At 66.9% G+C, this 13,719-nt stretch carries 10 protein-coding genes; 7 read left to right on the top strand and 3 right to left on the bottom strand.

The window, feature by feature from the left end:
- Positions 1-61: 61 nt before the first annotated feature.
- The 7 genes from ASF87_RS10950 (at position 62) to ASF87_RS10920 (ending at position 8,751) form a co-directional block, all read left to right on the top strand.
- Positions 62-520 carry a GNAT family N-acetyltransferase gene (locus ASF87_RS10950; protein ID WP_056375859.1) on the top strand — a complete coding sequence of 153 codons (459 nt, stop codon included), beginning with the start codon at positions 62-64 and terminating at the stop codon, positions 518-520.
- A gap of 210 nt (positions 521-730) precedes the next feature.
- Positions 731-1,744, top strand: coding sequence for a LacI family DNA-binding transcriptional regulator (locus ASF87_RS10945; RefSeq protein WP_056375858.1), 1,014 nt, complete (start codon positions 731-733; stop codon positions 1,742-1,744).
- 124 nt (positions 1,745-1,868) lie between these two features.
- The gene (locus ASF87_RS10940; RefSeq protein ID WP_056375857.1) at positions 1,869-3,176 is read left to right on the top strand and encodes an ABC transporter substrate-binding protein; all 1,308 of its coding nucleotides are present in this window, start codon (positions 1,869-1,871) and stop codon (positions 3,174-3,176) included.
- Between the two features lie 58 nt (positions 3,177-3,234).
- The gene (locus ASF87_RS10935) at positions 3,235-4,200 is read left to right on the top strand and encodes a carbohydrate ABC transporter permease (protein ID WP_157550101.1); all 966 of its coding nucleotides are present in this window, start codon (positions 3,235-3,237) and stop codon (positions 4,198-4,200) included.
- On the top strand, positions 4,200-5,087 hold the full coding sequence (locus tag ASF87_RS10930) for a carbohydrate ABC transporter permease (protein WP_082508837.1): 888 nt from the start codon (positions 4,200-4,202) through the stop codon (positions 5,085-5,087). The genes ASF87_RS10935 and ASF87_RS10930 overlap by 1 nt, the downstream gene beginning before the upstream one ends.
- Positions 5,087-7,321, top strand: coding sequence for an alpha-xylosidase (gene yicI, locus ASF87_RS10925; RefSeq protein WP_056375855.1), 2,235 nt, complete (start codon positions 5,087-5,089; stop codon positions 7,319-7,321). The genes ASF87_RS10930 and yicI overlap by 1 nt, the downstream gene beginning before the upstream one ends.
- On the top strand, positions 7,318-8,751 hold the full coding sequence (locus ASF87_RS10920) for a GH1 family beta-glucosidase (RefSeq protein WP_056375854.1): 1,434 nt from the start codon (positions 7,318-7,320) through the stop codon (positions 8,749-8,751). Before yicI ends, ASF87_RS10920 begins: the two co-directional genes overlap by 4 nt.
- A gap of 51 nt (positions 8,752-8,802) precedes the next feature.
- On the opposite strand, the gene ASF87_RS10915 is transcribed toward ASF87_RS10920, so the two are convergent.
- The 3 genes from ASF87_RS10915 to ASF87_RS10905 all read right to left on the bottom strand — a co-directional run bounded on the left by ASF87_RS10915 (position 8,803) and on the right by ASF87_RS10905 (position 13,460).
- A complete protein-coding gene (locus tag ASF87_RS10915) occupies positions 8,803-9,606 on the bottom strand; it encodes a hypothetical protein (protein ID WP_056375853.1) in 804 nt (267 codons plus the stop codon).
- Positions 9,607-9,717: 111 nt separating this feature from the next.
- A complete protein-coding gene (locus tag ASF87_RS10910) occupies positions 9,718-11,532 on the bottom strand; it encodes an ABC transporter ATP-binding protein (protein ID WP_056375852.1) in 1,815 nt (604 codons plus the stop codon).
- Entirely contained in the window at positions 11,529-13,460 is a 1,932-nt protein-coding gene (locus tag ASF87_RS10905) for an ABC transporter ATP-binding protein (protein ID WP_056375851.1), read from the bottom strand. The genes ASF87_RS10910 and ASF87_RS10905 overlap by 4 nt, the downstream gene beginning before the upstream one ends.
- Positions 13,461-13,719 lie beyond the last annotated feature (259 nt).

The raw sequence follows: 13,719 nt of genomic DNA, 5'->3' as shown, positions 1-13,719 counted from the left end.
CACCCCTGACGAAAGTCGAGGTTTCTGCGCGGGCACCCCCGCGAGGGGCTAGCCTGTGACTATGTCCGAACTGCGCATGGTCGAACTCTCAGCTGCGACGATCGTCGCCGTGAACAACCTGTCGCTGAAGCCCGGACAGGAGCAGTTCCTCGCTCCGGTGTCCTACGGCATCGCGGCGACGGTCATCAACCCGCAGACCTCCTGGCAGCGGGTCGTCCTCGAAGACGACCAGGTCGTCGGGTTCGTCAGCGCCAACTTCGACGCCGAGGCTCCGGAGGAGCATTTCCGTTCGGTGCTGTGGCGCATCAACGTCGACGCTGAAGGCCAGGGCAAGGGCGTCGGCCGCTTCGCGGTCGAGAGCCTGCTCGAGGAGGCCCGCAACCGCGGCTTCGACCACGTCAACGTCATCTACGAGGCCGGAGAAGACGGCCCGGAGGCGTTCTTCCTGCGTGTCGGGTTCACCCCGGTCGGCGAGACCGAGTACTCAGAGGTCATCGCCCAGATCCGCGTCACTCCGTAGACCGGCGGCGGGGTCTCGAATCCCCTCCCCCATCGAGGCCCCGTCGCCCTGTCCGGTGACGTGATGGGACCGCTCCCGCAGCCTCGAGCACGAATTTGTTGCGGCTGACCACAAAAGTGTTGCGCGCGGCATCGAACTCTGCCTATCATCGCTTTCGGAAGCGCAAGCGAAACGCTTCGACGATGAACCGATAGCGACGATGGAGTCCTGATGACGACGATTCACGAGGTGGCCGAGGCTGCCGGAGTGTCGATCAGCACGGTCTCCTATGCGCTCAGCGGCAAGCGCCCGGTCTCGGAGAAGACGCGTCGGCGCATCGAGGACGCGGTCCAGACGCTCGGCTACGAGCCCGATGCCGGAGCACGGATGCTGGCTGGCCGCCGCACACAGATCTTCGGACTCACCGAGCCTCTCCGTGCCGACACCCACGCCCCCACGCACATGGCCTTCGTGCTTGCTGCAGCAGTCGCCGCCCGCCGCCGTGGCTACGACATCCTGCTGCTGACCGACGAGCAGGCATCCGAGGGGATGAACCGCGTCGCCGCGAGCAACCTCGTCGACGCCATCCTCGTGCTCGACGTGGCGCCGGACGACGAGAGAGCGGAGATCGCCCGATCCCTGCGTTCCCCGACCGTCTTCATAGGCATCCCGGACGACGCGGACGGTCTGACCTGCGTCGACCTCGACTTCGAAGGCACAGGGCATCTCGCCGTCGACCGACTGGCCGATGCAGGGCACACCTCCGTCACCCTGCTGGGACAGACCGAGGTCTCGTACCGCAAGTCGAACTTCCCCCGACGACTGCTCCTCGGTGTGCAGGACCGAGCGGTCCAGCGGGGAGTCGACCTCGACTGGGCGACGACCGGAGACACGACGACCGACGCGTCCGCTGTGCGCGCCGCCGCCGAGCTGGCATTGAGCCGCGGCGTCCGTGCGTTCATCGTGCACGCCGTCGGCGATGTGCACGAGATCCTCCTCGAGACGATCGCAGCCCACGGCTTGACGGTCGGCGAGGACGTGTCGGTGATCTCGGCCGCCGCATCGTTCGACACGTCGTCGCTCGCGGTTCCGGTCGACACGATCCCGCTCGTGCCGCAGAAGTCGTGCGAGCTCGCCGTCGATCTCGCCGTGCGGCACCTGGAAGAGCCGGGCACGCCGGCCCAGATCCATCTCATCCCCCCCGAGTACCACGTCGCCGGCTCGGTCGCCCCCGCCCGGGAGTGACCGCCCGCGGAGAACGCAGCCGCATCGCTGTTGTCGAAACGCTTCGACGACAGCCTCATCACAACTGAACACCCGACCCACTGAAGTGTCCGGCCCCAGGGCCACCGAGAAAGGAGTGCCGACGATGGCACGCACCACACGCAGGACGAAGACGCTGGCGGCTCTCGCCGCGCTCACCGCGACAGGCATCGCACTGAGCGGCTGCACTGCCGGTTCGGCAGACGAGGGCGGCGACGGAGACACCCTCAAGCTCTGGCATTACGAGGGTGCGGACAGCGCCATGGGAAAGGCCTGGGCCGAGGCGATCGCGATCTTCGAAGAAGAGACCGGAGCGACCGTGGAGTTCGAGGAGAAGTCCTTCGAGCAGATTCAGAAGACGGCCAGTCAGGTGCTCGACACCGACGCGGCACCCGACCTCATGGAATTCAACAAGGGCAACGCGACGGCGGGATTCCTGGCATCCACCGGACTGATCTCGGACATCTCCGACGCCGTCGAGGAGTACGGGTGGGATGAGAAGCTCGCTCCCTCGCTGCAGACCACCGCGAAATACTCCGAAGACGGCGTCATGGGCGGCGACACCTGGTTCGGCGTCCCGAACTACGGCGAGTTCGTCGGCGTCTACTACAACCAGGATGCCTTCGCCGCGGCGGGTCTCGAGATCCCCACCACCTACGAGGAGTTCGTCGACGTCCTCGACGCGTTCGTCGCGCAGGGCGTCACCCCGCTCGCCGAGGCCGGCGCCGAGTACCCCCTCGGACAGCTCTGGTACCAGCTCGCGCTGCTCGAAGGCGATCGCGGCTTCGTCGACTCCTACCAGCTGTACGACGGCGAGGTCGACTGGCAGGGCCCGGAGGTCACTGCAGCGTCCGAGACGCTCAAGGACTACGTCGACAAGGGCTACATCGCCTCGGACGTCTCCTCGGTCAAGGCTGAAGACGCCGGCGTCTCGTTCATCAACGGCACCTCGCCGATCTTCGTGTCGGGTTCCTGGTGGTTCGGTCGCTTCGTGTCAGAGGCGACCGGCTTCGACTGGACGATGACCGCCTTCCCCGGCGCCGACCTGTCGCTCGGCTCGTCCGGCAACCTCTGGGTCGTCCCCGAGAACGCCGCGAACAAGGAGCTCGCCTACGAGTTCATCGACATCACGATGCGCCCCGAGATCCAGGCGATCATCGGCAACAACGGGGGCCTTCCGGTCGCCGCCGACACCGCCGACATCACCGACGAGAAGAGCGCGGCGCTCATCGAGACCTTCAACGGCGTGCTCGACGCCGACGGGCTCTCGTTCTACCCGGACTGGCCCGCCCCCGGCTTCTACGACGTGATCGTGCAGGAGCTCCAGGGTCTGATCACGGGCACGCAGGATGCGGAGACCACCAACACGAACCTCGGCGAGCAGTACGACGAGGGCACGTCCGAATTCCGTTGATCCGCCCGCGGGGGCGACGACCGCACGGCGTCGCCCCCGCATCCTCCTGGAGATGAACATGTCACTCGTCACCCGACGCGAGGGCCGCACGAAGCTGCCGCCCGAAGAGCCGTCGATCCCGCAGCGTCGCGGCGGGACCGGGGCCTACTGGTTGTACCTGCTCCCCGGCTTCGTGCTTCTGCTCGTCGTCGTCATCGTCCCGCTGATCTGGAACGTCTACCTGACCTTCACCAAGTGGAAGGGAGTGCGCGCCCCCGAGTTCATCGGTCTCGAGAACTGGCAGAAGATCCTCACCGACAGCGACTTCTGGACCTCGTTCACGAACTCCGTGTGGATGATCATCGCCATGGTCGTGGTGCCGACGATCGTCGGCCTGATCGTCGCAGCCCTGCTCTTCGACGTGGTCGGACGCAAGTTCGGCGGCAAGGTCGGCAGCTTCCTGCGCGCGACCTACTACCTCCCGCAGATCCTCCCCATCGCCGTCGCCGGCATCGTGATCGGCTGGATCGTCAGGCCGGGTGGCGACGGCGCGCTCAACCAGATCCTCGGTTGGTTCGGCGTTCCCGCCTACGACTGGCTCGGCCAGATGCCGTCAGCCCTCATCGTGCTGATGGTCGTCATGGTGTGGGTGCAGCTCGGCTACCCCGTCGTCGTCTTCATGGCGGCGCTGCAGCGCGTCGATCCCGAGCTGTACGAAGCCGCCGAACTCGACGGCGCGAACTGGTTCCAGCGATTCACCGCGATCACGATGAGCATCATCCGCCCGGAGATCTTCGTCGTCACGCTCACCTGCACGATCGCCGCCCTCAAAGTCTTCGGCCCCGTCTACATCATCACGCGCGGCGGCCCCGCCGGTGCCACCCTGGTGCCCGCGTACTACGCCTATCAGGAGTTCTTCACCAAGCGGAACGTCGGCTACGGCGCGACCATCGCCACCGTGCTGACCATCGTCGTAGTGATCGTGTCGATCATCTTCATCCGCGTGCAGAACTCGCTCGAGCGCAAGGAAAGGGCGGGTCTCTGATGCACGCCACCACCGCCATCGTCACCGGCAAGCCATCCCAGACACGCCCTCGCGGCGGGATGACCAGGAAGCGCCCCGTCGACTGGCTCATGCTCGCGCTCGTCGTAATCGGCGCGCTGCTCATCATCGCGCCGTTCTACCTCGTGCTGGTCAACTCGTTCAAGTCCCCTGTCGACTACGCCACATCGGGTCCGCTCGCCTTCCCTGAGACGCTGGACTTCGGCGGGATCATCAAGTTCTGGGAGCGGGTGAACTTCCCCGAGAAGGTGTGGAACTCGATCTTCATCGCCGGCATCGTCTCGGTGCTCGCCGTCGTGATCTCGATGCTCAACGCCTTCGCGATCGGCATCGGCCGCGTCCGCGGGCGCAGCTGGATCGTGCTGCTGTTCCTGCTCGCCAACCTGCTGCCCCAGGAGGCGCTGCTCTACCCGCTGTACTACATGTTCAAGTCCGTCGGCCTGTACGACAACGTGTGGTCGGTGATCATCGTCTTCACGGTCATCCAGGCGGCTTTCGGCACATACCTGCTGTCGTCGGTCTACGGCACGTTCCCCAAGGAGATCCTCGAGGCGGCATCCATCGACGGTGCGAGTCGCTGGCAGATCCTCTGGCGGATCGTCTTCCCGATCAGCCGCCCGACCCTGTCGGTGCTGCTCATCTTCTTCTTCATCTGGACGTGGAACGAGTTCCTGATCCCGCTGACCTTCCTCGCATCGAATGCGAATCAGACGGTCCCCGTGGCGATCAGCGTGCTGCAGGGCGACCGGCTCATGGACGTCACGACCACGAGCGCCTCCGCCCTCCTCGGCATCATCCCCACGCTCATCTTCTTCCTCATCTTCCAGCGCACCCTCACACGCGGCATCACGGCAGGAGCAGTCAAGTAATGAAGTTCACCGACGGGTTCTGGCAACTGCGTCCTGGGGTCACCGCGCTGTACGCGCAGGAGGCCTACGACATCGCCGAGACCGACGACACCCCCGACGGACGCGGCATCGTCATCACAGCACCCACCATGGTGATCGCCAAGCGCGGCGACACCCTGAACCGGCCGGTGCTGACGACCACGCTCTCATCGCCCGCCGAGGGGGTGGTGCGCGTCCGCATCGCGCACCACGAAGGAGGCCGCTGGCACGGCGGCTTCGGTCTTCCCGGGGCAGGATCCGGAGCGGCATCCGTGTCCCTCACCGAGGGGGGTGGCGCTCTCGATGCCGGTTCGCTCGTCGCACGGATCACGAAGGGCGCGCCCTGGGACCTCGCATTCGAGGTCGACGGGAGACGCGTGACCGGAAGCGCGCACAAGGCCCAGGGATACGTGCGACTCGCCCCGGACGCGCAGGTCGACGCCGGCATCGTCGACAATGCACGACAGGGCGGCTCGACCCCGAACGGATCCGTCTTCGTGCACGAGCAGCTCGACCTCGGAGTCGGCGAGCTGATCTACGGTCTCGGCGAGCGCTTCGGTCCGCTGGTGAAGAACGGCCAGTCGGTCGACATCTGGAACGCCGACGGCGGCACCTCCAGCGAGCAGGCCTACAAGAGCATCCCGTTCCATCTCTCGAATCGCGGCTACGGCGTGCTCGTGAACGACCCGGGCCACGTGTCGTACGAGATCGGATCGGAGTCGGTCGAGCGCGTGCAGTTCTCCGTCTCCGGCGAGGTGCTCGAGTACTTCGTCATCGCTGGTCCGACGCCGAAGGATGTCCTGGGACGCTACACCGCTCTCACCGGACGACCGCCCGTGGTGCCGGCCTGGTCGTACGGGCTCTGGCTGTCGACGAGCTTCACGACCGACTACGACGAGAAGACCGTCAACTCGTTCATCGACGAGATGGCGGCGCGTGAGCTGCCGGTGTCCGTGTTCCACTTCGACTGCTTCTGGATGCGCGAGTTCAACTGGACCGACTTCGTCTGGGATTCCCGGGTGTTCCCCGACCCCGAGGGCATGCTGTCGCGACTGCACGACAAGGACCTGCGCGTCTGCGTCTGGATCAACCCGTACATCGCGCAGCGCTCCCCCCTCTTCCGTGAGGCGGCTGATCAGGGCTACCTCGTAATGCGCCCCGACGGGTCGGTCTGGCAATGGGATCTCTGGCAGGCGGGAATGGGGCTCGTCGACTTCACCAATCCGGATGCGACCGCCTGGTACCAGGCGAAGCTCCGCGAGCTCATCGCACAGGGCGTGGACTGCTTCAAGACCGACTTCGGCGAACGCATCCCCACCGAGGTGGTCTGGGCCGACGGCTCCGACCCCGAGCGCATGCACAACCTGTACACCGATCTCTACAACCGAGCCGTGCACGATGTGCTCGTCGAAGCGCGAGGCGCAGACGACGCCGTGCTGTTCGCGCGCTCGGCGACCGCCGGCGGGCAGAGCATGCCGGTGCACTGGGGCGGCGACTCGACGTCGACCTACGCGTCGATGGCCGAGACCCTGCGCGGCGGGCTCTCGCTCGCACTGAGCGGCTTCGCCTTCTGGAGCCACGACATCGGCGGATTCGAGGGCACTCCGGATGCCGGTGTGTTCAAACGCTGGACGGCCTTCGGTCTGCTCGGCTCGCACTCGCGCTTCCATGGATCGAGCTCCTACCGGGTGCCGTGGGCATTCGACGAGGAGGCCGTCGACGTGACGAGGCGATTCACGCACCTCAAGATGCAGCTGATGCCCTACCTGTATCAGCAGGGAATCATCGCATCGAGGACGGGCCTGCCCGTGATGCGGCCGATGCAGCTGGAGTTCCCCGATGACCCGGCCGTCGGCTACCTCGACCGGCAGTACATGCTCGGCACCGACCTGCTCGTGGCGCCCGTCTTCTCCGAGGACGGATCGGTCGAGTTCTATCTGCCGGAGGGCGAGTGGACCTCGCTGCTCAGCGGCGAGACCGTCTCGGGCGGGGGCTGGCGCCGAGAGACCCACTCCTTCGACTCGCTTCCGCTGTACGTGCGATCAGGCACGGCACTCCCCTGGGGTGCCCGCACCGACAGACCCGACTACGACTATCACGACGGCCTGCGACTGCGGGTGTTCCCTGGCGGATCGGGCTCGGCGTCCGTGACCGTCACGAGCCCGGACGGCCGTGAGAAGATCTACGAAACCGACCTGACTGAGGTGACCCGGTGACTCTCTCTCCTGCCGATGACTACCGCGGATCCGGACTCGTGCTGCCCGAGGGCTTCACGTTCGGATCGGCTACCGCCTCCTACCAGATCGAGGGGGCGGCCGCCGAAGACGGGCGCACGCCGTCGATCTGGGACACGTTCAGCAAGATGCCGGGGAAGGTGTGGAACGGCGACACCGGCGATGTGGCCTGCGATCACTACCACCGCGTCGATGAGGACCTCGATCTGATGTCGGATCTCGGACTGCAGGCGTACCGATTCTCGATCGCCTGGCCGCGGATCGTTCCCGCGGCGGACGGCGCCGTGAACCAGGCGGGGATCGATTTCTACTCTCGTCTTGTCGACGGACTGCTTGAGCGGGGCATCAAGCCGGTGGCGACCCTCTATCACTGGGACCTCCCCCAGTACCTCGAAGACGCAGGCGGGTGGACCTCTCGGTCGACGACCGACGCCTTCGAGCGATACGCGTCGATCATGGGGGCGGCGCTCGGCGACCGGGTGCACACCTGGACGACGCTCAACGAGCCCTGGTGCTCGGCCTATCTGGGATACGGGCAGGGTGGTCACGCGCCGGGCCGCCACGAGCCGGCCTCCGCCCTGGCGGCCGTGCACCACCTGAACCTCGCACACGGGCGCGCGATCCAGGCGCTCCGCGCCACGTCGACCGGCGACCCCGACTACTCGGTGACACTGAACTTCCATGTGCTGCGCGGCGTGGGCGACGGCGCAGACGAGGCGAGGCGCCGGATCGACGCTCTGGCGAACCGCGCGTTCACGCATCCGATGCTGCGCGGCGAGTACCCCGCGGATCTCCTCGAGGACACGGCCTCGGTCACGGACTGGTCATTCGTGCACGACGGCGATCTCGCCACCGTCAACCAGCCGATCGATGTGCTCGGAGTGAACTACTACTCCACCGCGACGGTGCGACTCTGGGACGGCGTCTCAGAGAAGCAGCAGAACGACGGGCACAAGGGCACGGCCGGAGGCACCGCGTGGCCGGGCAGCGATCAGCTGGTCGAGTTCGTCGAGCAGCCGGGGCCCTACACGGCGATGGGGTGGAACATCGCGCCGGAGGGACTCGAAGAGCTGCTCGTCTCACTGTCGGAGCAGTTCCCTGCCCAGCCGCTGATGGTCACCGAGAACGGCGCCGCGTTCGACGATGAGGTCGCTGGCGACGGCTCAGTGCCGGATCCCGATCGCACGGACTACCTGCGACGTCACTTCACCGCCGCTCACCGTGCGATCGAGCGGGGTGTCGACCTGCGGGGCTACTTCGTGTGGTCGCTGCTCGACAACTTCGAGTGGGGGTACGGCTACGCCAAGAGGTTCGGCATCGTGCGCGTGGACTTCGACTCGCTCGAACGCACCGTCAAGGACTCGGGGCGCTGGTATCGCGAGCTCATCGCCTCACGCACGATCGGGGCCTGACCCTTCGGATGAGCATCACCGACCGCCGCCTTTCCTCCTCGGAGGCGGCGGTCACTGCTTGCCTGGCCGCTTGCGCTCGTTCCAGGCCGCGAGTGCCGATGCAGCGGCGCCCGCTGCACGATCGATCGCGTCGGCGGAGCGGCTGATCATGTCCTGCGCGGCGTACTGCCAGGCCGACGACGACTGGGGTGCCTCGCCCGCCTGAACCCTCGCCGAATGCTCTGCAGCCTCGAAGGCGCGCTCGAGTTCGGCGACGGCGTCGCGGTAGGCGGCGAAGTCCTCAGCGCTGACCCGTCCGGTGGCGGCGCGGCGCATCTCGACCGCATGCGCTGCCGCCCGGAGATACGCCGCTGTCGCGGGCTGCTTGACGTCCGTCATCGCCGGGTACGCGATCTGCAGGCCGGCATCGGTCTCATAGTTCATCCAGCGCACGACGATCGCCTCATGCTGCGCCTGGAGACGCTCCAGGGGACGAGGGGCGGATGCTGCGGGGATCGCCGCGCGCGCGGCGTTGAGCCGAACCTGCTTGGCGCGCACGTCTGCGGCGGCGGCCTTGGCATCATTCTCCTTGGCGCGCAGCATCCGCTTGGCACCGGCCACCTGCTCGGGAGTCGCACGGCGCGCGCTGCGCTCGGCCGAGATGCGCGCGACGTCGGCCCTGGCCAACTTCACGGCCATCCGTCGTTCGACCGCCGTCTGCTGCGCGGCCTTGAGATCGTGCCGGGCCGCGTCGTACTCGAGCCGGCGGCCGCTCTTCGTGCTGCGACGACGCAACCCGACCGCCCCGGCCGCGACTCCGCCGGCCGCGACGGGCGCGATCCACCACAACTCGACGGCGAGAAGCAACGGATCCATACTTCGATGCTACCCAGGCCGACGCCTCACCGCTCCGCCGTCTCCCCGGCGTACGACCGAGGCCACGACCGATGATCGGTCGTGGCCCCGGTGTTCAGGAATCGGGCTCGTTCACACCAGGGTCTCCTGCCAGGCGGCGTGCAGCTGCGCGAACTTGCCCGTGCCGCTGATGAGCGCCTCGGGCGTGTCATCCTCGATGATCTTCCCGTGCTCCATCACCAGCACCCTGTCGGCGATCGCGACCGTCGAGAGACGGTGCGCGATGATGATCGCCGTGCGGTCCTTCAGCAGCGTCTGCAGCGCGTCCTGAATCAGACGCTCCGAGGGGATGTCGAGCGACGCGGTGGCCTCGTCGAGGATCAGCACCGCAGGGTCGGCGAGGAACGCTCGGGCGAACGAGATCAGCTGACGCTGACCTGCCGACACACGACCACCGCGCTTGTTGACGTCGGTGCGGTACCCGTCGGGCAGCGACGAGATGAACTCGTCCGCCCCGACCGCGCGGGCAGCCGCGCGGATCTCGTCGAGCGAGGCGTCGGGCTTTCCGAGAGCGATGTTGTCGGCGACCGTTCCGCTGAAGAGATAAGCCTCCTGCGTCACCATGACGATGGCCCGGCGGAGATCCTTCGGGTGCAGGTTGCGCAGGTCGACTCCGTCGAGCGTCACCTTTCCGATCGACGGGTCGTAGAACCGGGAGATCAGCTTCGCGAGCGTGGACTTCCCCGCTCCGGTGGTGCCCACCAGAGCGATGGTCTGCCCAGCGGGGATGTCGAGCGAGAAGTTCGGCAGGATCGTCTTCTCACCGTTGTAGCCGAACGTCACCTCATCGAACTCGATGTGTCCTCGCGACTCCCAGAGGTCGACCGGCTTCTCGGGATCCGGAACGGTCGGCACCTCCTCGAGCACGCCGGACACCTTCTCCAGCGCCGCCGTGGCGGACTGGTAGGAGTTGAGGAACATCGCGATCTCCTGCATCGGAGCGAAGAAGTTGCGCACGTACAGCACAGCCGACAGCAGCACACCGACGGTGAGTGCCCCCTCGGACACTCGGATGCCACCCCAGAGCACGACGATGCCGAGCACCAGAGCCGCGACGCCCATCAGACCGGGCTCGAACGTGCCGAACAGCAGCATCGAGCGTCGGTTGACGTCCCGATAGTCGCCCGCGATCTTCTGGAACGCCACATCGTTGCGGGGTTCCTTGCGGAACGCCTTCACCGCTCGGATGCCCGTCATCGTCTCGACGAACTGCACGATCACCTTCGCGCTGATCACGCGCGACTCGCGGTAGACGAGCTGAGAGCGCGAGTAGAACCAGCGCATCAGGAAGAACAGCGGCACGCCGCCGATCGCGAGGATGAGCCCGGACTGCCAGTCCCACACGCACAGCGCGATGAACGTGAACAGGCCGAACAGCACGCCGGAGACGAGCTCGTTCAGTCCGCCGTCGAGAAGCTCCTTGATCGAGTCGAGATCGCTCGTCTGGCGCGAGATGATGCGACCGGACGTGTACGACTCGTGGAACTCCAGGCTGAGGCGCTGAGTGTGCAGGAAGATCCGCTTGCGGAGGTCCAGCAGCACCGCCTGCGTGAGCTTGGCCGCGATGATGACGTACCAGGCGATCATCGCCGCCGCGACCGCCCCGGCGAGGAGGTAGATCCCGCCGATCATGAAGGTCGGCATCCAGTCCGCGCGCTCGAGCACGGCGGGCAGGGCCCGGTCGAGTCCGATGCTGATCAGGATCGGACCGGCGACCTGGAGCGCCGTCGAGATCACGAGCACGATCGCCGCGAGCGCGATCTGCGCCTTGAGGGGACGCACGAGCGAGCCCAGCAGTCGGAGCGAGCGACGCCGGATGGCCCGGCTCTCCTCCTTGGTGTAGCTGGAGCGGTCTTCGTCCTGGGTTCCGGTGATCGCGGTGCTCATCGCTGCACCTCCTTCTCGGTGATGATGTCTTGGTCGGCGGCATGCTCGCGGATCCCGGCCTGAACTGTGGCGTCGATCTCAGCCTGCTCGTCGCGGATGATCGGGATGGCGCCCGTACGCGCCGCCTCCTCGGCCTCGAGGCTCGAGATGACGTGCCGGTAGTGACGGCTCGTCCTCAGCAGTTCGCTGTGGGTTCCGACGGCGGTGACGCGGCCGGCCTCGAGCAGTGCCACGCGGTCGGCGAGGGCCACGGTCGAGGGGCGGTGCGCCACGATCATCGCTGTGGTGTCGGCCAGCACGTGCCGCAGCGCCTCTTCGACGAGAGCCTCGGTGTCGACGTCGAGCGCCGACAGCGGGTCGTCGAGCACGAGCACCTTCGGGTTCGCGGCGACGGCCCTGGCGAGTGCCAGACGCTGACGCTGCCCACCGGAGAGGCTCAGCCCCTCCTCGCCGATGACGGTCTCGACGCCCTCGGGCAACGAGTCCACGAAGGCCGCCTGGGCGACCTCGAGAGCCTCGCGCAGCACACGCTCGCCCTCCTCGCTGTGCACGTCGAGGTCGGCGCGCCCCAGCAGCACGTTCTCACGAACGGTCGCCGAGAACAGCGTGGCGTCTTCGAAGGCCATCGCGATGTGCTGGCGCAGCTCGGCGAGCGGCAGATCCCGCACGTCGACGCCGTCGAGCGTGACCCGCCCGCCGGTGACGTCATAGAGGCGCGTCGGCAGCGTGGTCAGCGTGGTCTTGCCGCTGCCGGTCAGTCCGACGAGCGCCATGGTCTCGCCCGGCCGCAGCACGAGATCGATGCCGTCGAGCAGGTCGCGTTCGTGCTCTCCTGCGTCCTGGTAGCGGAAGTGCGCCGCCTCGAAAGCCAGCTCGCCGCGGGGTTCCGCGATGTGCACCGGGTTCTCGGGGTCGGTGATGGAATTCGTCTCGGAGTAGATGTCGAACACGCGGTCGGTCGCCGTGCGCGCATCGAGCATGAACGAGAACAGGAAGCCGATCGACTCGATGGGCCAGCGGAGCACCACGGCCATGGCGAAGAACGCGAACAGCTGCGCCTGATCGATCTCGCCCTGCGAGATGAGCCAGATGCCCGACATCAGGCTGAGGCCGAAGGCGATCTGCGGCATGAGGTCGAGCCAGAACCAGATCGACGCGATCGCGCCGGCCTTGCTCATCTCGGTCTCGCGAAGCGTCTCGGCCTGACGACTGAAGCGACCGAGGGCGTGCTTGCCGCGACCGAAGGCCTTGAGCACGCGGATGCCGTGCACGCTCTCCTCGACGCTGGTCGCGAGGTCGCCGGCCTGGTCCTGGCTGCGGCGCGTGAGCGCACCGTAGCGCTTCTCGAAGAGGTAGCCGCGGATCCACAGCGGAATGGCGGTGACGATGAAGATGACCCCCAGCAGCCAGTGCCAGCGGAACAGCAGCACCGAGCCGATGATGATCGTCAGCACGTTGACCACGAGCAGCACGAGACCGAACGCCAGCCACCGGCGGATCAGGCCGATGTCCTGCATCATGCGGCTCAGCAGCTGCCCCGACTGCCAGCGGTCGTGGAACGAGACCGGCAGCGTCTGGAGTCGCGAGTAGAGCTCGGTGCGCATCTTGTACTCGACCTGCGTCGCCGGGTTGAGCACGAACTGGCGGCGCAGCCACACCATCAGCGCCTCACCGAGGGCGAGACCGAAGACCGCGAGCGCACCCCAGGCGATGGCGTCGAGCGCGCCGGTCTGCACCGGTCCGCGCATGATCTGCTCGAGCACGATCGGAATCATCAGCGCGATGATCGCGGCCACGAGGGCGCTGGCGGCACCTCCGGCGAGCCGCCAGATGACGGGCTTCACGAAGGGCTTCAGGCGCCACAGGGCTGCCGGCGTGGAGAGGGACGAGGAGGAGGAAGCGTTCTGCGATGAAGGCGAGGAAGACATGTCTCTCAGACGAGTTTCGTATGGGGAAGCGGTTGCTGAAGGGGGCGGACGCAGCAACGGACTCTCGGAGTCCGGCATCCGGTGAGGTCGTGCGCGTCGGAAAAGTGGCTCTAGCGGAGCGGGCGCACCGGGGTCGAGCCGAGAGCGGCGATCTGCACAGCGGCGATCGATGTCATGGTGTCCTCCTCAGGCTCGGCGATGTCGTCCCGGTCGGTGCGACAGCCCACCAGCCTATTCCTGTGAACAAGCTGAGCGCAAG

The organism is Microbacterium sp. Leaf161, from assembly GCF_001423645.1.
Lineage (GTDB): Bacteria > Actinomycetota > Actinomycetes > Actinomycetales > Microbacteriaceae > Microbacterium > Microbacterium forte.
The sequence above is the reverse complement of the archived record's forward strand: the minus strand, read 5'-3'. Positions and strand labels throughout refer to the sequence as shown.

Bases quoted from the DNA above. Each gene is read 5' to 3' on its own strand.
- ASF87_RS10950 (WP_056375859.1), top strand. From the start codon at position 62: ATGTCCGAACTGCGCATGGTCGAACTCTCAGCTGCGACGATCGTCGCC.
- ASF87_RS10945 (WP_056375858.1), top strand. From the start codon at position 731: ATGACGACGATTCACGAGGTGGCCGAGGCTGCCGGAGTGTCGATCAGC.
- ASF87_RS10940 (WP_056375857.1), top strand. From the start codon at position 1,869: ATGGCACGCACCACACGCAGGACGAAGACGCTGGCGGCTCTCGCCGCG.
- ASF87_RS10935 (WP_157550101.1), top strand. From the start codon at position 3,235: ATGTCACTCGTCACCCGACGCGAGGGCCGCACGAAGCTGCCGCCCGAA.
- ASF87_RS10930 (WP_082508837.1), top strand. From the start codon at position 4,200: ATGCACGCCACCACCGCCATCGTCACCGGCAAGCCATCCCAGACACGC.
- yicI (WP_056375855.1), top strand. From the start codon at position 5,087: ATGAAGTTCACCGACGGGTTCTGGCAACTGCGTCCTGGGGTCACCGCG.
- ASF87_RS10915 (WP_056375853.1), bottom strand. From the start codon at position 9,606: ATGGATCCGTTGCTTCTCGCCGTCGAGTTGTGGTGGATCGCGCCCGTC.
- ASF87_RS10910 (WP_056375852.1), bottom strand. From the start codon at position 11,532: ATGAGCACCGCGATCACCGGAACCCAGGACGAAGACCGCTCCAGCTAC.
- ASF87_RS10905 (WP_056375851.1), bottom strand. From the start codon at position 13,460: ATGTCTTCCTCGCCTTCATCGCAGAACGCTTCCTCCTCCTCGTCCCTC.